Annotated in this window: 27 protein-coding genes; 8 read left to right on the top strand and 19 right to left on the bottom strand. The window is 53.0% G+C overall.

From position 1 onward, the window contains the following. Positions 1 to 17: 17 nt before the first annotated feature. The 5 genes from NST04_RS22450 to NST04_RS22470 form a co-directional block, all read right to left on the bottom strand. Positions 18 to 1385 carry an ABC transporter substrate-binding protein gene (locus NST04_RS22450; RefSeq protein WP_341186221.1) on the bottom strand — a complete coding sequence of 456 codons (1368 nt, stop codon included), beginning with the start codon at positions 1383 to 1385 and terminating at the stop codon, positions 18 to 20. Positions 1386 to 1399: 14 nt separating this feature from the next. After that, entirely contained in the window at positions 1400 to 3127 is a 1728-nt protein-coding gene (locus NST04_RS22455) for a cache domain-containing sensor histidine kinase (protein ID WP_341186222.1), read from the bottom strand. An 88-nt stretch (positions 3128 to 3215) separates the two neighbouring features. After that, on the bottom strand, positions 3216 to 4079 hold the full coding sequence (locus NST04_RS22460; RefSeq protein WP_341021308.1) for a carbohydrate ABC transporter permease: 864 nt from the start codon (positions 4077 to 4079) through the stop codon (positions 3216 to 3218). Then, positions 4076 to 5029, bottom strand: coding sequence for a carbohydrate ABC transporter permease (locus NST04_RS22465; RefSeq protein ID WP_341021306.1), 954 nt, complete (start codon positions 5027 to 5029; stop codon positions 4076 to 4078). The genes NST04_RS22460 and NST04_RS22465 overlap by 4 nt, the downstream gene beginning before the upstream one ends. A 99-nt stretch (positions 5030 to 5128) precedes the next feature. Further along, positions 5129 to 6481: an ABC transporter substrate-binding protein gene (locus tag NST04_RS22470; RefSeq protein WP_341186223.1), complete on the bottom strand. Its 1353-nt coding sequence runs from the start codon at positions 6479 to 6481 to the stop codon at positions 5129 to 5131. 184 nt (positions 6482 to 6665) lie between these two features. Here NST04_RS22470 and NST04_RS22475 point away from each other — a divergent pair, with 184 nt between their 5' ends. The 3 genes from NST04_RS22475 to NST04_RS22485 all read left to right on the top strand — a co-directional run bounded on the left by NST04_RS22475 (position 6666) and on the right by NST04_RS22485 (position 7677). After that, positions 6666 to 7067, top strand: coding sequence for a hypothetical protein (locus NST04_RS22475; RefSeq protein ID WP_341021302.1), 402 nt, complete (start codon positions 6666 to 6668; stop codon positions 7065 to 7067). 88 nt (positions 7068 to 7155) lie between these two features. After that, a complete protein-coding gene (locus tag NST04_RS22480) occupies positions 7156 to 7368 on the top strand; it encodes a hypothetical protein (RefSeq protein WP_209873220.1) in 213 nt (70 codons plus the stop codon). A 3-nt stretch (positions 7369 to 7371) separates the two neighbouring features. Beyond that, on the top strand, positions 7372 to 7677 hold the full coding sequence (locus NST04_RS22485) for an HNH endonuclease (protein ID WP_341021298.1): 306 nt from the start codon (positions 7372 to 7374) through the stop codon (positions 7675 to 7677). A 150-nt stretch (positions 7678 to 7827) separates the two neighbouring features. Here NST04_RS22485 and NST04_RS22490 read toward each other — a convergent pair whose 3' ends face one another. From NST04_RS22490 to NST04_RS22510, 5 genes are all read right to left on the bottom strand, one after another. Further along, positions 7828 to 7986, bottom strand: coding sequence for a hypothetical protein (locus NST04_RS22490; RefSeq protein ID WP_341021297.1), 159 nt, complete (start codon positions 7984 to 7986; stop codon positions 7828 to 7830). 193 nt (positions 7987 to 8179) lie between these two features. Then, a complete protein-coding gene (locus NST04_RS22495; RefSeq protein WP_341186224.1) occupies positions 8180 to 8860 on the bottom strand; it encodes a MerR family transcriptional regulator in 681 nt (226 codons plus the stop codon). An 11-nt stretch (positions 8861 to 8871) separates the two neighbouring features. Continuing rightward, a complete protein-coding gene (locus NST04_RS22500; protein ID WP_341186225.1) occupies positions 8872 to 9510 on the bottom strand; it encodes an Hsp33 family molecular chaperone HslO in 639 nt (212 codons plus the stop codon). 174 nt (positions 9511 to 9684) lie between these two features. Further along, entirely contained in the window at positions 9685 to 10047 is a 363-nt protein-coding gene (locus NST04_RS22505) for a hypothetical protein (RefSeq protein ID WP_341021291.1), read from the bottom strand. A 39-nt stretch (positions 10048 to 10086) separates the two neighbouring features. After that, entirely contained in the window at positions 10087 to 11085 is a 999-nt protein-coding gene (locus tag NST04_RS22510; RefSeq protein ID WP_341021289.1) for an aldo/keto reductase, read from the bottom strand. A 272-nt stretch (positions 11086 to 11357) separates the two neighbouring features. Here NST04_RS22510 and NST04_RS22515 point away from each other — a divergent pair, with 272 nt between their 5' ends. Continuing rightward, a complete protein-coding gene (locus NST04_RS22515) occupies positions 11358 to 12029 on the top strand; it encodes a tetratricopeptide repeat protein (RefSeq protein ID WP_341168828.1) in 672 nt (223 codons plus the stop codon). Positions 12030 to 12111: 82 nt separating this feature from the next. Here the strand turns inward: NST04_RS22515 and NST04_RS22520 are convergent, their stop codons facing one another. From NST04_RS22520 to rpiA, 7 genes are all read right to left on the bottom strand, one after another. Continuing rightward, a complete protein-coding gene (locus NST04_RS22520) occupies positions 12112 to 13257 on the bottom strand; it encodes a DUF4179 domain-containing protein (protein WP_341186226.1) in 1146 nt (381 codons plus the stop codon). Beyond that, positions 13254 to 13787 (bottom strand): sigma-70 family RNA polymerase sigma factor, encoded by a 534-nt coding sequence (locus tag NST04_RS22525; protein WP_341186227.1) that lies wholly within the window; start codon positions 13785 to 13787, stop codon positions 13254 to 13256. Before NST04_RS22525 ends, NST04_RS22520 begins: the two co-directional genes overlap by 4 nt. Before the next feature lie 202 nt (positions 13788 to 13989). Beyond that, on the bottom strand, positions 13990 to 17148 hold the full coding sequence (locus NST04_RS22530) for an MMPL family transporter (RefSeq protein ID WP_341186228.1): 3159 nt from the start codon (positions 17146 to 17148) through the stop codon (positions 13990 to 13992). Continuing rightward, positions 17145 to 17597, bottom strand: a complete 453-nt coding sequence (locus NST04_RS22535; RefSeq protein ID WP_341021282.1) for a MarR family winged helix-turn-helix transcriptional regulator — start codon at positions 17595 to 17597, stop codon at positions 17145 to 17147. The genes NST04_RS22530 and NST04_RS22535 overlap by 4 nt, the downstream gene beginning before the upstream one ends. Positions 17598 to 17822: 225 nt before the next feature. Then, the gene (locus NST04_RS22540; RefSeq protein WP_341021280.1) at positions 17823 to 18263 is read right to left on the bottom strand and encodes a GNAT family N-acetyltransferase; all 441 of its coding nucleotides are present in this window, start codon (positions 18261 to 18263) and stop codon (positions 17823 to 17825) included. Positions 18264 to 18304: 41 nt separating this feature from the next. After that, positions 18305 to 18793 (bottom strand): VanZ family protein, encoded by a 489-nt coding sequence (locus NST04_RS22545; protein WP_341021279.1) that lies wholly within the window; start codon positions 18791 to 18793, stop codon positions 18305 to 18307. Next, complete coding sequence (rpiA, locus tag NST04_RS22550; protein ID WP_341023285.1) at positions 18777 to 19457, bottom strand: ribose-5-phosphate isomerase RpiA; 681 nt, start codon at positions 19455 to 19457, stop codon at positions 18777 to 18779. The genes NST04_RS22545 and rpiA overlap by 17 nt, the downstream gene beginning before the upstream one ends. Before the next feature lie 125 nt (positions 19458 to 19582). On the opposite strand from rpiA, the gene NST04_RS22555 reads away from it, so the two are divergent. Further along, entirely contained in the window at positions 19583 to 19780 is a 198-nt protein-coding gene (locus tag NST04_RS22555) for a hypothetical protein (RefSeq protein WP_036694433.1), read from the top strand. A gap of 42 nt (positions 19781 to 19822) precedes the next feature. On the opposite strand, the gene NST04_RS22560 is transcribed toward NST04_RS22555, so the two are convergent. Continuing rightward, positions 19823 to 20377, bottom strand: coding sequence for a macro domain-containing protein (locus tag NST04_RS22560; protein WP_341021278.1), 555 nt, complete (start codon positions 20375 to 20377; stop codon positions 19823 to 19825). Next, complete coding sequence (locus NST04_RS22565; protein WP_341186229.1) at positions 20361 to 20828, bottom strand: hypothetical protein; 468 nt, start codon at positions 20826 to 20828, stop codon at positions 20361 to 20363. The genes NST04_RS22560 and NST04_RS22565 overlap by 17 nt, the downstream gene beginning before the upstream one ends. A gap of 230 nt (positions 20829 to 21058) precedes the next feature. Between NST04_RS22565 and fsa the strand changes: the two genes are divergently transcribed. From fsa to NST04_RS22580, 3 genes are all read left to right on the top strand, one after another. Next, a complete protein-coding gene (gene fsa, locus NST04_RS22570) occupies positions 21059 to 21706 on the top strand; it encodes a fructose-6-phosphate aldolase (protein ID WP_036694437.1) in 648 nt (215 codons plus the stop codon). 154 nt (positions 21707 to 21860) lie between these two features. Next, positions 21861 to 22304, top strand: coding sequence for a MarR family winged helix-turn-helix transcriptional regulator (locus tag NST04_RS22575; RefSeq protein WP_341186230.1), 444 nt, complete (start codon positions 21861 to 21863; stop codon positions 22302 to 22304). Between the two features lie 12 nt (positions 22305 to 22316). Continuing rightward, positions 22317 to 23513 (top strand): MFS transporter, encoded by a 1197-nt coding sequence (locus NST04_RS22580; protein WP_341021274.1) that lies wholly within the window; start codon positions 22317 to 22319, stop codon positions 23511 to 23513. The last annotated feature ends 229 nt before the right edge of the window (positions 23514 to 23742 follow it).

The raw sequence follows: 23742 nt of genomic DNA on the forward strand, positions 1-23742 counted from the left end.
TGTTACACCCCCCAGGCTTATTGACCCGATGAACTCCGGATCAGATTCCAATACTGCTTGGATGCATCCTGCAGCTGCTGCAAAGCCTGCTCCGCCTGCAGCCCTCCGTCAATCATCTCTTCAATGACACTGAGGAAGGTCTTCTTCACTTCAGGCGATAACAGATTGTCATACGGGACGAAGCTCTGCTGATTCTCCTCCATCATATCCATCACCTGGGCGAAGACCGGCCCGGTCTTCTCCGGGTCAAACGCGATCCGCATCGACGGAATCCGGAGCCCCTCATAGACAATCCGTGTCTGAATCTCTTTCGTATAGAAGCCCTTCATCAATTCCAGGGCCGCTGTCCGCTTCGCTCCGGTGAGGCTTGAAGACAGCCCGATGCCAATCGTATACCCTCCGGCGATGGACGGCTCTGACCCGGCCTCCCGCGCCGGGAAGGGAATGACTCCAACCCGGCTCTGGAAATCGTCCGGTGCATTGTCTCCCGAGAATAAATTGATATCCCAGTTGCCGTTCAGGTACATGGCTGCCCTGCCTTCAGTAAACAGACGGACCGCCCCCTCAGTGGAGGTATCGTTAGAGTCTTCACTGAAATAGCCTGCCTCCACCCATCTGTTCAGGTGCCGGAACGCTTCCAGGTAGCCGCTGTTCTGGAAGCTCGACATGTCCTCGCCCGTTACCAGCTTCTGAATCAGGTCAGCTCCGGCGTAGCGGTCCATCAGATAATGGGCGAATATCCCCGCAGGCCAGCGGTCTTCGTTCCCCAGGGCAAACGGGATATAGCCCGCTGCCTTCAGCTTCGCCATCACCGTATCCAGCTCGGCCAGCGTATTCGGAGTATTAATGCCTAGCTTGGTGAAAATTTTTTTATTATAGTAGAGCGGTTCTGCATTGCCCTCAATCGGCAATCCGTAGATATGGTTGTTGAATGTCCAGAGATGCAGATCCTTGAACTGGTTGCTGAGACCGTTCTCAGCTGTGAAATCGGTCAGATCCATCAGCCGGGCTGAACGCACATATGGCTCAATCTCCGCCCCGCCGAACAGAACGAACATATCGGGCGCTGTGCCGGTTACCATCTCACTCTTCAGCTTCTGCTCGCGGTGGATATTCTGATCCAGCCCCTCGAAGTTCACCTTCACATTCGGATGGCTCTCCTGGTAGCTTCGCACAACCTCCTCGAAGATCGCCAGAAGCGGCCGGTCATGCTCCTTGATCCAAAAGTGCCGGAAGGTCAGTGTGATTTTCTCGGGCGAGGTATCCTCAATCTGCTCCCGGTCCTCCTGCATAATGAACCATACGGCGCCGGACATCAGCACAATATAGAGGAGAATCCATCCCCAGTTGGTCAACCATCTAAGCACATGCCGCTGATCCTTCATTTGGCTTCTCCCCCTCATGTCGGCTGTATCCTCGGAATCCGGATGCAGATGGCTGATCCGAAGCCCGGTGAGGAACAGACCAGAATACCATAGGGATTGCCGAACCGGATGTTCAGGCGCTCATGCACATTTTTCAGCCCAACCCCGCTGTCGCTGTATTTCTTCGGATTGCTCCGTTCCTTGTTCCACTGGCTCATCAGCACCTCAAGATCGAACCCGGGGCCGTTATCCTTCACAATAATGATAATATCCTTGCCGTTCTCTTGAGCGGTAACCGTAATCGTCCCGTGCTCCTCCATCTGCTCAATGGCATGATACAAGGCATTCTCCACTATCGGCTGAACAATGAGCTTCTGGGTCATCACATATTTCAGCGGCTCGGGCAGCTCCAGCTCATAGGAGAACTTATCCTCGAACCGGAATTTCTGGATATCCAGGTAATGGCGGACATGCTCGAACTCCATCTGCAGCGGGATCAGGTCCTGATTCTGACTGATGCTGATCCGCAGCAGCCGGCCGAGTGAGATGACCATTTTGCTGATATCCCGGTTGCCTGCCAGCACCGCCATGGAGTTAATCGATTCCAGTGAATTATAGATAAAATGCGGGTTGATCTGGGCCATCAGCGCCTGCATCTCCGCTTCCTTTTTCCGTCCCTGTTCGGTCTGGACCTGGTCAATCAGCTCATTGATCTGCGAGCTCATCCGGTTGAAGCCGTCAATCAGGGAATCGCTCTCATCATTGGCCCGCAGCGGTACCGGAATCGGGGTGAAGATCCCCTGCTTGACCCGCTTCATCCCGTTCACGGCACTGTTAATGCTGCGGACCAGCCTGCGGATGAAATAACGGTCGAACAGGAAGGCCGACAGCAGCGATACCATGCCGAGAATAATCGCAATATTGCGGATGGAGTCCGATTCGGAGGAGATCAGGTTCATCGGCGTAATGGCCGCCAGATACCAGTCCGCGTTATGTGAAGGCAGGAAAGTGATCAGTGACCGCTCCCCTTGATAATTGTCAATGTAATAATCCTGATCCTGGTTATAATTCTCCTGTAAAAAAGGAAAATCCGTCCGTTCCCCGATATGCTCCCCGGACTTGTTAAAGACGATATTGCCCTGCTTGTTGACCAGCAGAATATCCCCTTTCTTCAGGGTGGCAGCCTCCCAGAAAATCTGATCGAGCAGATCCGGCTTCACATATACAACCAGATAGCCGATATCCTCCAGCGAATAATAGTCCTTAATCACTCTGGCATGGACCAGCACCGGCTTATCGCCGCTGGCCGAACCGTTCTCTCCGGGACCGGACCAGACAGGACGCCCTTCGGCAGCCTCCATAGCTCCGAACCAGACCTGCTTGTGCATATCTGCAAAAGACATCGGCGCATTGTATTGGTACAGCAGCCGGTCTTTGCCGTACAGGCTGAACGAGGTGATCATCGGATGGTTGATCAGCAGGTTGTTGATTTCCTGCTTGCGGTCATAGGTAAGGACGAAATTCTGCTGCTTCAGCGACTGCTGAATCGCAGGCTGTGTGATCGCTGAATTGGTGATCGATGAAATCTCACTGAGGGCGAACTTCAGCTTGCGGTCCGTCTCCAGCAGGGAGATCCAGTAGAAATTGCTTGATTTCTTCTCCATGGCGTTCGAATAATTCACATACGTAACAATCCCCATAACAATCACGGGAATGAATACAAGAAGAATAATAGCGAACAAGATTTTGCGGCGGAGCTTCATGACGGGTCCCTTCCTCCTGCGGTCTATGTCCATGTATTATTCTTCAAAGCATTCTGTAAATCCTCTTACTTATCCGATAGAAAGACGGTTAACTCTTGATGGCGCCTGAAGTCAGTCCGGCAATCACCCAGCGACTGAATAAGAGGAAGACAACCAGCAGCGGCAGCGTGGCCGTGAAGGTAGCGGACATAATCATCCCGTAATCAAGACCGTCACGTGTAGTGAACAGCTGCTGCAATGCAATCTGAATCGTGAAATGCTCCTTGTTCTTCAAGACGACCAGCGGCCAGAAGAAATCATTCCATACCGTCATGAAATTCAGAATACCCAAGGTAGCCATCGCCGGTGTAATGACCGGAACGGCAATCCTCCAGAAAATCCGGAAGTGGCCTCCCCCGTCAATACGCCCGGCTTCGATCAGTTCGGTAGGCACGGCCGAGGAGATGTACTGCCGCATCCAAAAGATTCCGAAGGCATTGACCATAGCGGGAACTATCAGCGCCTTGAAGCTGTCGATCCAGTGAAGCTTGGCCATAATGACATAGGTTGGCAATACGCCGAGCTGCTGCGGAACGATCAGGGTGGCGATAACGAAGACGAACAGCATGTTTTTACCAGGGAATTCATATTTGGCAAAAGCATACCCGGCCAGTGTACAGAAGAACACGACCGAAATGGTCACCATGGACGAGACGAACAGCGAGTTGCCGAGCGCCTGGAAGAAGTCCGATTTGTCCAGCACCCGCTTGAAGTTCTCAAAGAACTGGTCTCCGATGGTGAGCAGCGGCGGTACGTGGAACACGGCTCCCTTGTCATTGGTCCCTACCACAAACATCCAATAGAACGGGAAGATGGAGACCAGCGCCCCGAGAATCAGCAGAAAATAGAAGCCCAGCTTACCGAAGAATCCGGGATCATCCGGCTTTTTTCTGAACATACGCAATGTACTCACGCTTTTTTCCCTCCAGTCTGTCTGCCGCCGCCTCTGGAGATCAGCATATTGAGGACAGAGAACAGGATCGTAACGAGGAACAGCAGAACCGCTGTAGCCGCCGCTGTGCCGAAGAAGCCGTTACGGAAGGCCTCACTGTACAAATAAGTAACCATCGTAATCCCTTCCTGCCGGGTAGATCCGGTGCCGGATTGGCCGAGGAAGACATAAGGCTCTGTGAAAAGCTGCAGCGCACCAATAGTGGATTGCAGAGATACGAAGATAATGAACGGCTTAAGCAGCGGCAGTGTAATGAAGAACAGCTGCTGTCTGCGGTTGGCCCCGTCGATTTTGGCAGATTCGTACAGATCCATTGGAATACTCTGCAGTCCCGAGAGGAACAGGATGGCATTGTAGCCCGTCCAGCGCCACATAACCATGGTGGAGATGGCAATTTTGACCCCCCACCAGCCGGAGTTAAAGGCCATGCTCTCTAACCCGATTCCGTTAAGCAGCCAGTTGATCATCCCGTTATTGCCGAACAGCGTACTGAAGACCAGCGTAACCGCCACGATCGAAGTGATATTCGGCATGAAGTAGAGAATGCGGAAGGTCTTCTTGAACCGGGTCATCCCCGAATGCAGCAGCACCGCCAGAAGCAGCGCCAGCATGACCTGCGGCACAGTACCCATAAGCCCCATAATCAGCGTGTTACTGAAGGAGATCCAGAAGGTCGGGTCCGTGGTGATCAGCTCGAAGTTTTTGAAGCCCACGTATTTCATTGGACCCAAGGCATCCCACTTGAAGAACGATAAATAGAATGTGAAGAAGATTGGATATAGTCCGAATATCGAGAACAGAATAAAGAACGGTGAAATGAAAGTATACGCAGTGAAGCGGCTCCGTCTTTGTTCAGTGAAGAAAGGACGTTTGCTCTCGGCATGCGGACTTGTAATTACGGGCTCTGCCATGTCACACCTCCAGGGAATTCATATCTAAATCCGGATTCATAGAGGGAATCCCCCATGAATCCGGACAGTTGGGGAAGCCAGTTCCCCGCTACTTACAGGTTAGCCGCGTTCTGCAAGCGTTTTTGCCTGTTTCACAGCATCGTCCCACTCTTTGGCCGGATCGGCTTTCTTCTCCAGCACGTTCTTCAGTGCATTCTTGAAGAAGGTATCGGTCTGGTCATGCAGCGGTCCGTAGTATACCGGCTTCACGCGGTTAGCCGCTTTGCCAAATTCTACCGCCGTCTGCTGTCCGCCGAAGAAGTCATCCTTGAAATCTACGAACGCAGGATCTTCGTACAGGGCAGGAATAGAAGGCATCAGGCCTTTGGTCTTGAAGGATTCCAGCTGGTTATCCTTGTTCACGAGCCACTGGATGAAATCATAAGCTTCCTTGGAGTGCTTGCCTTCCTTCGGCAGCGTGATGAATGAACCGCCCCAGTTACCGGCGCCCTCAGGAAGCTGGGCAATTTTCCATTTGCCGGAGGAGTCCGGCGCGTTGCTCTTGATATTACCGGCCATCCAGGCCGGGCCCATCACTACGGCGAACGATCCATCGTTCATGCCTTGACCCCATTCAGGCGACCAGAGCATAACATTGCTGATCCAGCCTTCTTGAATACCCTTAACGGTAAAGTCATATGCCTTCTTCACTTGCGGATTGGTATCGCCGATGAAGCTGCCGTCTGCTTTGCTGAAATAGATCTCGTCCGCCGACTGGTCACGAAGCGCATTGTACGTCAGATCGGTCAGGTCGGAGAAATACTTGCCCGTCTTGTCTTTGAACGCTTTTGCTACAGTGGCGAATTTGTCCCATGTATCAATGGCTGCACCGAAGCCTTCAGGATCACTTGGCAGTCCGGCTGCTTCAGCCAGGTCAGTACGGTAATAGACTACCGTCGGGCCGATATCTGTCGGAAGTCCGAGCTGGAAGCTGCCGTCGATGGAGGAAGCCTGCTTCCATTTCCAGTCGAGATAGTTGGCCTGGATGTCTTTCGCTCCGAGGTCATTCAGGTTGTAAAATTTGTCCTGGGCTCCCAGGAAGCGTTCCATGAAACCGATCTCAAGCTGGAAAATGTCAGGTGCGCCCGAACCCGCCGAGAGTGCCGTGGTCAGATTGTTGTGGTGGGCCGTCTGGTCACCGGTATTCTGAATTTTAATGGTTACGTTAGGGTGTTCCTTGGTGTAGGCAGCCGCCAGCTCTTCGTAGTTCACATTGCCCAGCGTCCAGAACGACAGCTCCACCTTCTCTGCCTTGTCTCCTTCACCTGCGGGTGCTGCTGTGCTTGACGCGTTGTTACCCGTATTTCCTTCCGCAGACTTGTTGCCGCCGTTGTTACTTCCTCCGCATGCCGCAAGTGAGCTCATGAGCATGATGGAGACCAGCGCCAGCGCCAGGTTCTTTGTTTTTTTCATTCCTCTGTACCCCTCTCAAAGGTTTCTTTTACAAGATTTAGTGTACCGTAGGCCACTGTTTTTTTTGAGGAGGCATATTGCTGATTTATGGTGGAAATTATTCTGATTGCCCCCCGCGCAGTAGCTTAGCTTCCATTTCCAGCGGGTAAATAATGTATTAGTTACCAGGAAAGGAGCTTCCGCGATGAAGAAATTGACAATTATAGTTCCCGTGCTCATCGTGCTGATTGCGGCGCTGGGCTGGTATGGCTACACGAAACGCTCAGGCATCGCAGCAGACATCGAAGGCAAGTGGGCCTTGTCTTCCGGAGACACAGGCTGTTATACGACAGTCCGTTTTGTAGCAACCCCTGCTACTTCTGGAGGAGCTGTCTCTATAGAAGAGACTAACGGGAACGTTGTACAGATGTCTTACGGAAATTATTCAACCGGCAAAAATCAGTCCCTTGAGGTGCAGTTGACCAACCCGGAAGCTCCTGCGTTCTCTGTCGAGGCCGAAAGGAAGGATGACGTTCTAACCCTTCGATATGACATTCAAGGAACCCCGTCCTCCTGTACTTATAAAGTGAAGGAACAGACCAAGTAAGTGTTAAGTGGATTTCTGGCGGACAGACGGGTATACTGATCGTATTTGCTGAAGCAGCAGTTATCCCTATCTAAAGGAGATTTATTCCATGCCCATCAACCGACCACTACTCACTGACCAGGATCTGCAGGAAGCGATAGACCGCAAGCTGCCCGTCCGCGTCTTCCAGGATGACCATCTGGTGAATTCCGGCGCAACTATAGTGCGGTTCACGGATTCGGATGTTGTGATCCAGTCGCGGGTCAGTGATCTAACCTATTATTCGCGCAGCCGCTGTGAATTCTTCGAAGTCCGGCCTTAAAGGATGACTGCCCGGGCCTTGGACACGTGTGAGCTGTGCGGCCGTTCTCCTCTTGCAACTACCGTTCATCATTTGATTCCCCGTGAGAAAGGCGGCAGCCTGCTCCCGACTGCCCTTCTGTGCAAGGCTTGCCACCGGCAGATTCATGCCCTGTATACCAACAGCGATCTCGTTGTTCTTGGCCTTACAACACTGGACAGCCTGCGGAGCGACCCGCAGATTGCCGCTTATCTGAAATGGATCATGCGGCAGGCGCCAGGCGCCGAACCGAAGCTTCGCAAATCAAAGCGGGTGCGAAGCAAACGTTAATCAGCAGGATGATGCTGGTGCTCCCATATCCAGTGCGCAGCAAAAAGGTGCCTTCCGAGTTCCGGGAGGCACCTTTTTGCTGTTTTTGCTGAAGGCTCTATGATTTGCTGCAAGGTCTTCTGTGTAAAAATGGTTCTGCGGCTCTATTGCTTATTTCTTCATATCGCCATGGCTGCGCAGCTTCTCATTCAGGACTTCCTGAAAGCTCTGGACCTTATCTTCCTGTCTCTGCACTTTCGGACTTAGAACGGGCTGAGGTCTAAAAAACTGATGATTAAAAGCCATAAGGTTATGTACGCTCATACTCATTGAAGTTCAACCTCCTTCCATAATCTTCACCCTGAATTTGCGTGAGTGCGAAGTTTCTTATCCCTTATTTAAACCGCTCTTTCCAGTCCTAAACAGTTTTATCTGAATTATTGGTAATGATGCTATACATTTATCCAAATAAAAAGAGCAAGCGGTTCTCCCCTCATGGAGAATCGTTGCTCTTTGTTATGGCTTACAAGCCGGCATCATACTCATCAATCAACTGGACTAAATAGCGGTAATTTTCCTGCGTGATCCCGAAAGTATTCGCCGGATTCTGCTGGTAATATTCCTCTGATTTCTTTACCGTATCCTCCGGCACCTGATTTGCCTCAAGAATATTCTTTTTCCAGTATTGAACACATTTTTCCGCTCTATCATCTTTTGCAGACAAGCGGTGTTCCGCACAGAAATCCAATTCCTTGATGAAGGTATTCCAAAGCTTAAGGTTAAAGGAAGCCGGTTTGCCTTTTGGAAGATCGCCTGTATCCGGCAGCGGTGAAAAAAGCGGAAGAATATACGGGGTTACGTCCTGCTCCTTACTAACCTTCTCCTCAAGAGCGGATAGACGCATGAATCGAAGCTGCAGATCCGATAGCGCTGTCTGAGTCCTTTCTTTTTCCTCACGGATAAAGAGCCTGACGTCAAAGCTGTCATTGTTGAGATATTGCTGAATATCGCTGAGCGTCATCCCCATATTTTTAAGTGAAAGAATAACAAACATGCTGGAGAAGGAATCTGAGTCATAAAAGCGGTGCCCCTGCTCATTGACATAGGCCGGAGTGAGAACTTTTATGTCATCATAGTACTGCAAAGTACGCACACTGACCCCAGTCAGCTCTGCAAATTCTTTGGTTTTAATGTATTTTTCCATAGTCATACACTCTACTCTATCGTATTTTCTGAGATTACCTTTGCTAAACAGGACAACTTCCCGGGAACCTGCCCCCAAGGCAGTTCTCCCAATTCCTTAGCTTGATATACCACTTCATAAGCAGCCTTTCCCATCAATTCGTTATCTGCGAAGGGTAAGGGCTGCATCAAAATCCCCCTGGAAGCATTGTCCTCACCGAGTATAATATGACTTGGAAGCTGCTCGCTCTGTACTGTAAAGTGAGAAAACAGCATAACAACGCTATCCATATGCGCCTCAACTGTACTAGTGTGTATCCCCGTCTCCCAATTCCCTGTTGTTACCGACAGCACAGATTTATCGTCAAATAGATCAGCGGCTGCCCCGTCAAATTTATTCATTTCTGCACTATACTCCATAGTAAACTTCGCATCAGAGATCTGGCAAAAAATTGAGACGCCTTGAGAAAGACGAAAAGAAAAGCTTATTTTAGGAGGAGCATCATTAATGGAAGATAATAATACACCATTCGTTATGATCTCCTGCAAAAGGCTGCGCATGCCGGCTGTCCCGGTAAACGCATTTAATGCTTTTGCAGCTATCTGACGGGTATCCGCAACAGCCATTCTGAATTCTTGGTTCACGGATAGCATTCTTATAATATTGTTCATTTCTATCACCTCTTACACCAATCGTACTGTATCACGTTACGTGATACACAACCCCTGATTGATACAAGTGGAAACGGCTTTGCCGTCCTTTGTAAGGACGGTACCGTTTCAGCGAGAAATAGAAGGACAAGTTATCGTGTGAAACATATAATTTCTTATATTTTTAAGAAAGACTTATATCGAAAAATCAGTCACGCCTTTCTTGGCGGCATACTTCAGCATATACGTTCCTCCGCCCTCAAAAGGCATCGTGGCGATGGTGATCCGGGTATAGTCCAGCCTGTGATCTTTTAAGACTCTCTTGACCAGAGCAATTCCGCGGGCTTCATCTGTCACTACGCAGAATAGATTAAGCACATATTTGGCCGGGTCAGCCATACTCTTGCCCATATCAAAGCCATCCACATAACCAAGTTCGGCATCCGCCAGGAACAGATTCAAGTATTCGGTTACTTTGTCTCTAAGCCATTCATCACGCTTGCTTCCCTTGGCGCTCTTCAAGGGATACTGTACCACGAGCCAATGCTTATCATTCATTTGTGTTCACCACCAGACTTATGGATTTCTTCCAGGCTACTACTTCAGGGCTGCCCAGGAAGCCTCGTTCAGCAGCTCCAGCTCCTCCGGCTCCAACCGGAAGCTCATGGCGCCGACATTCTCCCGGGCATGGCGGGCCTTGGATGCGCCCGGAATGGCAACTACAGTGTCGCCATGATAATGAATCAGCCAGTTCAGCGCGATCTGTCCGGGAGTAACCCCGTATTTGTCAGCCAGTGCAGTCAGCGAAGTGATTAGCGGCTTACTGCGGGCCAAGCTCTTGTCGTCCAGGCCGGACATCATCCGCCGGGGACGCGAGACGGCAGCCACCTGTGAAGGATCATTATGGAAGCGGCCGGTCAGGATGCCCTGCTGAAGCGGAGAATACGCGATAATCGAGATCCCCAGCTCCTTGGCAGCCGCCATGAGACCATTCTGGTCGATACTCCGGTGCAGCAGATTGTATTTGACCTGATTGGATACGAGCGACAGACCGTAAGTCTTCAGCAGCCGGTGCGCTTCTGTCATCTGCTTGGCGGAATAATTGCTCACTCCGACATAACGGATTTTACCGGCCTTCACCAATCCTGCCATTGCTTTCATCTCACTGGCAATGGAGGATAACGAGAACGGCTGATGGATTTGATAGAGATCAATTCCTCTACCGCCCAGACAGGCAATGCGCTGGTCGATCGTCGAGGTAATGGAGCCTGCCGTCCGCAGCATCGGCCACCATTTGGTCGCAATCAGCGGAGCCGCATGGGGACTGCCCTCCTTCTGCAGCTGATCCAGCACATGAGCCAGCGCCTGCTCAGATTTGCCGCCGCCATAGATTTCTGCCGTATCCACCCAGTTCATGCCGCCTTCCAGGCTGACCCGCACAATCTCCAGAATATCCTCATCTGTAATGTTGCTCCAGTAGCGGCCTACGATTCCGCTGCCCCGGCTGAACTGCCAGCAGCCCAGACCAAGTGGTGATACGGACAGCTCAGAGCGTCCCAGCGGACGCAGCTGGACCTTGCTTGCCAATGTGTCCATGTTTCATCCTTCTTTCTGTAAGAGCTAATATAGCCATGAAACAATTTAACTGTACACAAAGCTTATGACTTCTAAGGCAGGCTGTCAATTACAGCTGTGCAGGGCGGAAGCAAGACTCCCACCGATCGTACCGGTCTAACGAACAAGCGCACCGTGACTCTTTTTAGCGTGGCTTCAAAAAAGGATGATATGGTATAATTACCCTGCCTATTCATATCCAACTTGCAGGAAGCGCAATCGAACCACACACGTAACGGAGGGAATTCATATCCATGATTAAAATTCTAGGTTTCCTGCTCCTCTACCGGCTGCTCGGTAATCCGATTCTGGCCCTGATTATCCTGCTGGCCGTCCTGTATTTCCTGGACCGCCGTTATGTCGGCATTCTGCCCAGCTTATCCAAGCCATTCCGCCGCAGCCGTCAGATGTCTAAGCTGCGGCTGACTATCGCCCAGAACCCGAACGATGTAACCGCCAAATTCGATCTGGCCCGGCTGCTAATTGAACGCAAACGCTACAGCGAGGCCAAGGAGTTGCTGACCGCCATCGCTGACCGTTATGAGACATCCGCTGAATACTGGGTGGAGCTTGGGTACGCCAACCTCAAGCTGGGACAGCTTTCCGAAGGCGAAGCGCAGATGCTTAAGGGGCTGGACATCAACCGCCGGGCGCAATACGGGCAGCCTTACCTGCGTCTGGCCGAGATTTTCCGGCATGTGGACCAGGACAAAGCGCTGCATTATGTAAGCCAATTCCAGGAGATTCAATCCTCCTCCAGCGAAGCCTATTATCTGGCTGGCTCGATGTTCAAAACGCTGGGGCGGACTGAGGACGCCAAGCTTGCTTTTAACGAATCGCTGGCTGTCTACCGCTCTCTGCCTAAGTATAAGAAGCGTCAGGAACGCGGCTGGGCGCTGCGCAGTTATTTCGCGAAGCTGCGGTGAGCGGCAGATTATAAGCATATAGCCTTTTGACAGCAAACAACCTCCGGCTACTGCACATTGCAGACCCTGGAGGTTGTTTGTTTTATTGTATAGGGACGGACATCTCAAGTTCGGGAATATACTGCTTCCCCCCGTCCTTTGATATAACGAAAGACTTAATAATTACACTCTCCGGCCTATTCTCAAAAGGTTCAAAGACCATACTGTATGAGAACGTATCCCCTTTACCGCTGCCGCTGCCACTAATCACAACAGCCTTTTGCCCATGATCATCCCACAGCTCAAACCAGATCATAAAAGTCCCCGCATCCTTATATTTATCTGGAATTGCTTCCTCAATAGCCTTGAGATCCGCGCCGGGGTCTCCCTTAATTTCGGTCAGCAGACGAGTCGATGTCTGGCTCAGCTCCAGCCGTGTATAACGGAGATGGATATGATCATGTACCTTGAACTCCCCCGGTCCAAGAACAAGGTCGCCCAGAGTATTCTTGCTAACGGGAAACTCAAAGCGAAACCTCTCATCCATCCCATTAATAAGGACCAGCATGGTGAGATCAAATTGATCAGGGATTTGTAAATTCGGTCCATCCAGTGCTGAAACAATGATAGAGTCAGGTGCGCCGGCACCTCCCTGGGCAAAACCGAATCCGGTATTGACCTTCTTCCCGTTCACGTAAAACTCGATATTATTTATTCCTCCCGCTGGCTGTCCCCCTTGGGTCAATAAATTCCACCAGCCCTCCTTTTTTTGATCCTCCTTAGCCTCAACACGGGTCAGCACCACCGAGAAGCGGCTTCCGTCATACATTTGTTCAGACACCCTGAGAGTCATTCCATCCAGAGTAACGGTCTGCTCAACATTTGTGGTTAACCCTGCTTCATTGGCTTTCCGCAACCCGGCATCTCCTGCAAGCTGGAATACGCTTGACATGAACGGCAACTGCTTCAAGGTCTCTGCCATGGCCGGGGAGATGAATCCCAGGCTAATCAGGAGCACCAGCCCTCCGGCCACAGATGCTGCACTGATCATCACCCGGGACAGCCACCGGGGCATTCTTTTACGTCTGAGCGTCTCCTGATGCTCTGAAGCCGCCTCCAAGCCAGCCTCATCCTTTTCACTGATGATCCGGTAAGTCTCCTCCATACGCAGATGCACAAGCTCCGGCAGTTCAGGAAGAGTCTCTTCCTGAAGGTCTGCCAGCCTGCTCTCCAACCGCTGCTGGCTCATCCGTTCACCTTCCTTTCTACAGGTTGCTCCAGGGATTGCTGTAACGTCTTACGGGCGCGGTGCAGCCTGGTCTTGACGGCGCTCTCTGACAGCTCAAGCAGCCCGGCAATCTCTGGCACGGTTAACCCCTGATAATAATGCAGCTTAACAATGGTTCTTGATATCTCTTCAAGACTGCCAATGGCCTGACGAAGATCCATCTCTTCTGCGGACGAAGATATGGCTTGTACGCTCTCCGGCGGATTAGGCATGACGACTACCCTCTCCCGTTTGCGCAGAATCAAGTTGCATTCGTTGATCAGAATACGAAACAGCCATGTGTTGAAATAAGCCGCTTCTTTCAGTCCAGAGATGGCTTTAAAAGCTTTCAGCACGGTCTCTTGCATCGCATCTGCACAATCCTCGTCACTCCTGACCATGGACTTGGCCATACTGTACATCCGCCTCTCCAGACTCTTCACCAGTTGGATGAAGACCTCGCTGTCACCCGCCTGGGCACGCCTGACCAGATCCTCTTGTCCCGTGTTCAAATATGATAGTCCCCCTTCTAACGGGAAGCTGCCGCATCCCCATTCAGTGCTTTCTTTCATATACTCTTTAGATGATGTACAAGCCGATAAGGTTACATCGGCACGGTGATTTTTTATGTTTTCTGCGTAAACAGCCAAAGAGCAGGCCCCATATAACCGGGAAGCCTGCTCTTTATTGTTTCATCACTTGTAGTGAAGAACGTTACATATCCAGTGATTTCGGGTGTTCGTCCGTAGCCGCCGGACGGAACGGCCACCAGTTGGCCCGGCCGAACATGCGCACCATCACCGGCACGAAGAACGGCAGGAATACCAGGGCATACAGCGCCAGACCGGACAATACAACCGTGGCAATTTGCATCATCGACAGCACCCCTGAAGGGTACATCGAGGCGAAGGTGCCGCCCAGAATCACAACGGCAGAGAGAATTACAGTTCCCATATTGCGCATGGCGTGGAGAATGGCTTCCCGCACATCCCAGGTTTTGTTCTCATTGAAGCGGTCCATCAGGAAGATACTGTAGTCCACCCCGAGGGCAATCAGCATGACAAAGCTGAAGAATGGCGTCGTCCAGGTGATTCCCGAATAGTTCAGCAGGTGCACGAAGATCGCTTCCGTGATGCCCAGTGCCGTAAAGTAAGTGATTAACAATGAGGCAATGATGTACAGCGGCATAATCATCGAGCGGAACAGCACCACCAGGATGATGAAAATACCGCTTAGCATCAGAATGACCGTACGCGTGTAATCTTCGTTAGAGATGGTCTGCAAATCATTGTAGGTGCTGGTCACGCCGCTCATGGCTGTCTCCGCATTCTCCAGCTTGGTGCCGGCCACGGCACGGTCAACCGCAGCCTGAATTTGTCCGACGCTGTCAATAGCCTTCGCGCTGTATGGATTCCCGGCGAAAACCACATCCAGGGTCATTACCTTGCGATCCCCGGACAGATAGGTATCGAATACCTGCTGCATCCCCTTGGCCTTGAGCGCCTCTGCCGGAACCAGGAACCCGCTCAGCTCATCATCCTTGGCATCCTGAATCTGCTTGAGATAATCCTGCGCCGAGCTTAAGCCTCCTGTGATTTGTCCCAGACCATCCGCACTTTGGGTCAGTCCGTCCGTCAGCTGGCCAAGCTGGCCTGTAAGCTCACCGAACCCGTCGGCAAGCTGCTTCTGTCCGCCTTGAAGCTGTGTAAGCCCGGTGGTGATCGCCGGAAGCTTGCCGACAATCTGCCCTTGGCCGTCTGCCGCCTGCTTCAGCCCGGACTGCAGCTTGCCGATACCGGCTACCAGTTGATCCAGCCCCTTCGCCAGCGCAGCCTGCCCTGCTGCCGCTTTGGAATATCCGGCATTGGCCTCCGTCAATCCGGCCGCCGCACCGCTCAGCTGGGCCGAGATCTGGCCCAGTCCTCCGGCCAGGCCCGCAACTCCTGTACCGCTCTGCGTGACTGTACCTTTAATCGTCTGGTAATTCACATCCTGGAGCAGCTCCGGATAGGCGGCTTCCAGTCCGGTGAATGAGGCTCCCAGACCATTAAGCGCATCCGCCACGCCTTGAAGCTGTTTCTGCAGACCGGTAAGGCCCCCGTTCAGCGCTGTCAGGCCGCCGCCGATCTTCTTGTACCCTTCGAGCAGCGCGGCATTGGCCTGTGCCAGTTGCTTCGCACTGCCTGCTGCCTGCGCCAGGCCGGCTTTGATCTCTCCCGCTCCGGCCCCGCCGCTGCGGATACCCTCCTCGATCCGCGTTAGGCCAGCGCCCAGCGCGTCAATGCCTTTTTTCAGCTCAGCCGTTCCTTCTGTCAGCTTCGCGCTGCCCGAGGCGGCCTCGGCAAGCTTAGGCCCATTGTCCTTCAGCTGCTTGCTTGCTTCGCTCAGCCCGCTCTGGATCTTGGTTAACCCTTCACTGCTCTGATCCAGACCATCCGCCAGCGTAGCCACCTGAGTAGGAATCAGGAAGTCATTAATCTGCTCCCCAGTAGGCCGGGACATGCTGCGCACAGCCTTAACGCCATCCACCTTTTCCAGCTCGCGGCTGATTTTCTCGGCAAGTCCCATATATTCAGCAGTGTCCATCCGGTCGTCATTCTTGATGACAATCTTGCCCGGCATGGATTCACCCGGACCGAAGCTCTCGGATATAATATTGAACCCTTTGACCGAGGCGTAGTTAGGCCCGATCTCATCCATGCTGTTGAAGCTCAGCTTCCCGCTGTAGGTAAGCAGGAACGGTGCCACAACCGCAGCAACGATCAGCAGCGCAGCCCAGGGTCTCTTCAGCGAGAACGAACCGGCCGCTCCCCAGATCCGGCTCTCACTGTGCTCCAGCTTGCCGCGGGAGGGCCAGAACAGCTTAGGACCCAGAACCGCCATGAAGAACGGCACGACCGTCACCAGTGCAAGCAGCATCACCGCTATGCCGACCGCCACCGCCACAGCCGAACGGTAGAGCATGAACTTGGACAAGCCGATCGCCACGAAGCCGACGAAGACGGCCAGCCCTGAATAGAACACCGTTCCACCGGCCTTCCGGTAAGTGGCGATGATCGCGCTGTGTGTATCCTCCGAATGAGCAAGCTCCTCCTTGAACCGGCTGATCAGCAGGATACAGTAATCGGTCCCGATCCCGAACATGACAGCGACCATGAAGATCTGAGTGAACGTCGACAGCGGAAAGTCAAAGCGGTCCACCAGGAACGCAACAATCGACTGGGACACGATATAACTCAGCCCCACCGTCAGCAGCGGTACGAACGGAGCCACGAACGAACGGAACACCACGAACAGAATCAGCAGAATAAACACGACTGTGATATATTCCGACTTTTTCAGACCGGCTTCCGAGCTGGCAATCGTATCCTCCGTAATCAGCCCTTCGCTGGTCATATAATGCTCCGCCGTGACGTTACTTAGCAGTTCAGCAGCCTTACCCGGCAGCTCCTTGACCGCCGCTTCTCCGCCTTGCACCGACAATGCCACCATAATCGTCTTACCGTCCCCGGCAATTAACGTATCCTTCAGCTCAGGTTGGGAGAAAGGATCAGTAATCGCACCAAGCTTCAGGGAATCCTTGTTCCCGGCCAGCTTCTCCACACCCTGCTTAATACTCTCGGTGTCTGCGGCCGTCAGCCCCTCCGGCTTATGGAACACCAGGGCCACTTGATGCACCGTCTCCCCGTCCTTGGCCGCAGCGACCTCCTTCATAATCTCCGCAGCCCGCGATGAGGTATAGCCGGCCGGGACAGCGATCTGACCCTTCTCGCGCACCAGATCCGACATGCCGGGAGCCGTGAGGAATAACACTGCCGCCACCGCCAGCCATACCGCGATAACTGCCCATCTTGCCTTCAAAATCGTTCTCAATTGCTTTTCCCCCCTGTATCCTGCATCAGAAATGCCAGCTTCTCAAACATCACAACAAAATGCTCAATATCCTTATCATCGAAATGGAACAGATACGGGGAGATCAGCTCATTCATCTGCTTCTGAGAGGTCTCATACACATCCTTCCCGCGCTCCGTCATCGTCAGGTACACCTGCCTGCGGTCATTCTCATCCCGGGTCCGCTGAATCATGCCCGCTTCATCCAGCCGGTTGATGATGGCCGTAATCGAGCTTTTGCCGACCGCAACAGCCTCAGCCAGATAGGTGGAGGTGCACTTCTCCTGCCCGCCAATCAGCCTGAGAATGCGGAATTGATCCGAGGTCAGGCCTTCTCCAAAAATATCCCGGAGCCGCGAGTTGATCTGCCTGGTAACGACCATATAAGCCTCTACGTAGCGGTTAATCCATTGCTCTGCATCTTTTCTCAAAGCCGGTTCCTCCTTCTGTCCTTATAGTTCACGTGTAGAACAGTTTCACAGTAAAACTATATTGTCCTTTTCATTAAAAGTCAACTGGTTTTCATGAATTTTACATTGTTCTTTAGCAGGGCGATTAAACAGCTTCAAGAACGCAAAAAACCACCCCGCACGTGTAGTGCAGAGTGGCTAAGACTGTGAATTCACCTAACGCATATCCTGGTACGTTCGGCCTGCTTACTCCTCGTCTTCCGTCTCTTCCACCTCATAGACACAGCGGAACATTTCGATTCCGGCAGCGTTCTCGCCCAGGCTGTACACCATAAAGCCCAGACTGCGGTAAAAGTCAGCAGCAATCTCGTCCTCTGTCTCCGCTACCAGATAACGCGGCTGACGGGAGGTGACCAGCTCAAGAATCATGCCGCGCGCATACCCTTTGCCCCGGTTCTCCGGGAGCACTGCAATATGGCGGATGTCGAGCGAGCCGTCTTCCGTCTCTTCGTATCCAGTTAGTCCGACCAGCAGCCCTTCCTCCTCCCAGCCGCACAGCTGCATGGCCGCAAGCTTACTATATTCCTCCGAAGTGCGTATCAGCGCATCCGGGTCATCTATAACCGCATAAGCCAGCAGCTCATTCACCTGCGGTGTGCCGACAAGCGGCTTCAAATCAATCAACATATGTCTCATCCTCCTAAAAGTATACCTGACCCGACGTCCCGCTATCCCCGCACCAGCCGCAGCAGCGCATAACCCGTCCACACCCCGAGCAGGTTAAGCAGCAGATCATCGATATCCAGGCTCCCGACATGCAGCAGCATCTGAAGCAGCTCCAGTACAATGATGCCCAGTGCAGACAGCAGCGTCAGCCGGATAAAAGAGCGGTAACCGGTGACCACCAGCGGAAGCAGAATGCCAAAAGGCGCGAATACTGCCACATTCCCCAGGAGATTCACCAGCCTGCTGGCATACGATAATCCATTCGTCATATCAAAGTATAAACGCACTGTCCGCAGCGGTTCAAGATTGTAACGGAGCGGTCCGTCCAGCTGAACCGTCCGTCCGAATCCAAGGAACATCCAGTACAGCAGCATTCCGCTATACGCGATCAGGAGCAGCCAGGCCAGGAAGCGGCGTCCGGGCGGAAGCGCCTGCTTGGCTGAAGTCTTCCCTTTCCGGCGGCCTGCATTCGGCTTAGCGATCCTGGCCACCTTCAACTATTTCAATCGTGCCGTCGCTCTTACCGATAATCGCCAGATCGGCAATCCCGATGAAGAGTCCATGCTCGACGACTCCGGGAATACGCTGGAGGGCAAGCGCCAGCTCTGCCGCCGATTCAATGGCTTCAAACCGGCAGTCGGCAATATAATTGCCGTTATCCGTCTTGTACAGGTCTTCTCCGCTACGCCGCAGCTCCGTCTTGCAGCCCAGCTTAGCGAGCGCGGCGACCGTCCACTCCCAGGCGAACGGCACAATCTCCACCGGCAACGGGAACTTCCCGAGCGTGGTCACGGCCTTGCTCTCATCGGCCACAACGATCATGCGTGCGCTGCCCATGGCGACAATCTTTTCCCGCAAAAGCGCACCGCCCCCGCCCTTAATCAGCTGCAGCGCCCCGTCGAGTTCATCCGCCCCGTCAATCGTCAGGTCGAGGCTGTCCACATCACTGAACGCTACCAGCGGAATGCCCAGTTCGCGAGCCTGATCCTCAGACGCCTGTGAGGTAGCTACGGCCGTAATTTGCAGGCCTTCGCTCACCCGCTCACCCAGCTTGCGGATGGCCCAGTAAGCAGTAGAGCCTGTTCCCAGGCCTACTTTCATACCGTCCTGCACATATTCGACTGCCTTCTCCGCTGCCAGCTGTTTCACATTGATACTCATTTTATTCCCTCCATGTTATCCGTTATAATGAACGAAGTGGAATGGGCTGTGCCTGTCCACAAGGAATTCTTATCCTAACCCATCAGCCTGACACTAATTATCCATCAGGAGGCATCCGCATGAGAACCGAGAACCAAATCCAATCCAAAATCAACGAAATGACGCTCCAGCGCAGATCCCTGGAATCACGGCTGGCCCCGCTGCCTCCCGGCGACCCTCAGCGGGCAGCACTTGACGCCCAGCTGACCAGGCTGGAAGATCTGATTCTAATGCTGGAATGGGTGCTGAACGCACCCGCGGGCAAATATCACGCCTAACTTCCGGGCCTTCATCTCTTCTCTAGCCGCTCCAGCCGCTGTTCAGCTATAGTTCCCAAGCATGGCCTCGTACAGCCCGGCATTCTCATGCTCGAAGCAGACGAAATCGATCTGCCGCAGCGGGAGCTCTGCCGGGCTCTTCGCGCGGACATACCCTACTACAGTTTCCAGCGCCGTCTTGCAGGCCAGCTCCTTCGGGAAGTTGTAAATGCCCGTGCTGATATTCGGAAAAGCGAGACTCTTCACCCCATGAGTGCAAGCCAGATCAAGGCTGCTCTTATAGCATCTCGCCAACACAGCCGCTTCACCGGCCGTACCGCCCTTCCAGATCGGACCCACCGTATGTATCACTCCGCGAAAAGGAAGCCGCCCCGCACCGGTGAGCGCAGCTTCGCCGGGAAGAATGCCGCCCTGCTTCTGACGGATTCCCGCGCATTCCTCCGCAATTCCCGGGCCTCCGGCCCGGTGTATAGCCCCGTCCACTCCTCCGCCTCCATACAGACCGGAATTCGAGGCATTGACGATCATCTCGCCCTGCCAGGAGGTGATATCGCCTTCATGAACCGACAGGATTACATCCTTAACGTTGATCTGCATAGCGGGTCTCCTCCTTCGCCGCAGTCTCCAGCGCCTGAATCAGTTCCTTCTCGCCCCTGCGGGCAGCCTTCCCTGAAAAAGAAACATGCGTAAGCCGGCCTCCCTGCACTGCGGCCTGGCGGAGAATGCCCAGCATATAATTCTGCGCATCCGATAACACGAGCTCGCCCGTTCCGGCGGCAACTCTGCACAAAGCACGGGTTGTTCCCGCTTCTGAGTCCGGCAGGTCTTCTTCCCCGGGCTCAACCACCGTGAATTGAAACAGCGGCACCGCCTCCGGCAGCTCCTCACCCGCAGAGAATCTCTGATTATATACCGAGTACATCAGATTGCCGGTATGCGCTCTGGAAGCATCCGACTCTTGCTCCGCAAGGATTCTGCTGTTCTGGTAAGCAATAATTCCGGCTGTGACCAGCAGAAACAGCACCACTCCCGCAATTAAAGTATACATTCCTGTCACCAGCCCATCGCCTGTAATGAACAATACCGTTTCTATAGTATCATGGACAGAAGTGTCCGTGAATGGTCCTACCCGTGTAAAAACATTTTTTTGCGCCGATTCCATAAAGTTATTTTGAAAGATTCAAATTAACAGTTGAAACTTCACGTGGCATGTCTCATAATGAAGTGGAGCCTGCTGTTTTGTCAAATCCATACGAAATCAAGGGAGGATACCTGGAAATGAAATTTTTCTTGGATACCGGAAATATTGAGGAAATCAAACGTATTACCCGCCTCGGATTAGTGGATGGCGTAACGACGAACCCGTCGCTGATCGCCAAGGAAGGCAGATTGTTTAAGGACGTAATCAAAGAGATCGTAGCTATTGTCCCTGGTCCTGTAAGCGCTGAGGTTATCGGTCTTACGGCTGAAGAGATGCTTAAGGAAGCTTACGAGATCGCTGAATGGGCTCCGAACGTGGTCATCAAGCTCCCTATGACTGAAGATGGTCTGGAAGCTTGTTATGAACTGACCAAAAAAGGCATCAAAACCAACGTAACGCTCGTATTCTCCGCTGCTCAAGGCCTCATGGCCGCCAAGGCAGGAGCAACTTATATCAGTCCGTTCGTCGGACGTCTGGATGATATCGGTGTAGACGGCATGAAGCTGATCAAGGATCTGAAGACGATTCTGACCAACTACGACCTGAAATCCGAGATCATCGCCGCCAGTATCCGCAACATTGCCCATGTGGAGCAAGCAGCCATTGCCGGTGCTCACATCGCTACCATCCCGGGATCACTCCTGCCATCGCTCTGGAAGCACCCGCTGACCGACAATGGTATCGAACGCTTCCTGAAGGACTGGGAGAAGGTTCCACAGGTTTAAAAACAAAGCAAATCTTCAAGCCCCCCTTCCGCATTCTGCGGAGCGGGGCTTTTTTGGTGTTGTTAGGTGGGACGGATTACCATTTTTCCTTGACTCATTTACTTGTTATGCTTATACTTGTTACAACAAGTAATTATAAAGGAGCAATTCATTTATGACCCTGTCCTCTCCCCAGCAATTCCTCGGCTTCCTGCTGGGCTCGACCCACCGGAGAATCTCAGTGAGCTTCGCCCGGGCGTTGAAGCCGTATGACATTACACCCGAGCAATGGTCCACCCTGCTGATGATCTGTGACCGCAGCGGAGTCAACCAGAAGGAGGTGGCCGTTGCCTCCGCCAAAGACCAGCCCACCACCGCCCGGATCGTGGAGCTTCTGATTAAGAAAGGCTTCATTACCAAAACGGCCAACCCGGAGGACCGCAGGGCGTTCCAGCTCTATGCCACAGGAGAGGGAAGGGCGTTAATTGAGAACACTATAGCTCTGGAGCAGCAGACTATAGATATGGCTGTAGCCGGTTTGCAGCCGCAACAGCTTGAAGATCTCCGCAGTATGCTGGAGCAGATCTATCACAACACCGGAAATATACATCAGGAATAGGAGTCAACCCACTTGAATCAAACCTCTGAACGTCTATGGACCACATCCTTCATTACACTGACCCTTTGCAACCTTCTGCTGTTCATAGGACTGCAGATGACCTTATCTACCCTTCCTGCTTATGCGGAAAGTGCTTTGCATGCTTCACCCGTGCAGGTCAGTCTTGTGACCAGCCTGTTCGCCCTCAGTGCGATTGCCTCCCGCCTCATCTCCGCCAAAGCCATGGAGAAAGGCGGGCGCAACCTGCTGATCTTCCTCGGCCTTGCCATTGCCCTCTCTGCGGTGGCGGGCTATTATTTCGCAGGCAGCATCCTCACCCTGCTGCTGTTCCGCATCCTGTTCGGCATAGGCTTCGGTATGGCCAGCACGGCGTTCCCGACCATGGCCTCCGATGTCATTCCCATCCGCCGCATGGGCGAGGGCATGGGCTATTTCGGATTATCTACCAGCCTCGCCATGTCGGCTGGCCCGCTAATCGGACTCAGCCTGCTGCAAGGACCAGGCTTCGGGTCCCTGCTGCTGGGGACGGCTGTCGCGCTTGCTCTGATCCTGCCGATGGGCTTCCGCCTGGCGAAGTCACTGCCTGGCGGTCATTTGGAGCCGTCCGCAGTTCCGGCAGCAGCTGCCGGAAGCAATCCTTACCGCAGGCTGCTGCTTCCCTGTCTGCTTAACTTTCTCTTATCCATCTCTTACGGCGGGCTGCTCGGCTTCCTGGCGCTCTACGGGCAAGAGAAGCACCTCCAGCATATCGCTTACTTCTTCCTGTTCAATGCCTTAGCCATTGTCGTGATCCGGCCGCTCTCCGGCAGAATCTACGACCGCTATGGTGCGCCTGCCCTGCTCATCCCGGGAAGCCTGTTCATCGCCACGGGGCTTTTGCTTCTATCCTTCGCCTCCACAACAGCAGGCTTGTTCCCGGCCGCCCTATGCTACGGCTTCGGCTTTGGCTCCATGCAGCCTGCGCTCCAGACGTGGATGATCCAGTCTGTCGAACCGCGCCAGCGCGGATTAGCCAACGGAATGTTCCTGAACTCCCTGGATCTCGGTGTCGCCATCGGCTCCATGCTGCTTGGCGCTGTCGCCATGTTCACCAGCTATGCCGTGATGTACCGGTACTCGATATTGGCACCTGTGCTGCTGCTCGTTATCTATCTTCTGGTACTCATGACCCGGCAGAACAGTAAGCGCAAAGCTGCCTTAGAGGGATAGCTTTACGCTAACGTGAAATGGAGAAAACCACCCTAACGGAAAAATAAGATTACCTTCGCGCGAACACAATGTATGCTGTTTTTGGCATACATCCAGGCCGTGCGCCTGCTTGTGAGCACAATGTATGCTGTTTTTGGCATACATCCAGGCCGTGCGCCTGCTTGCGAGCACAATGTATGTTGTTTTTGACATACATTTGGTCCAACACACACCTTCTACACAGCAGCAG

It is taken from the genome of Paenibacillus sp. FSL H7-0756, from assembly GCF_038006765.1.
Taxonomy (GTDB): Bacteria; Bacillota; Bacilli; order Paenibacillales; family Paenibacillaceae; genus Paenibacillus_AQ.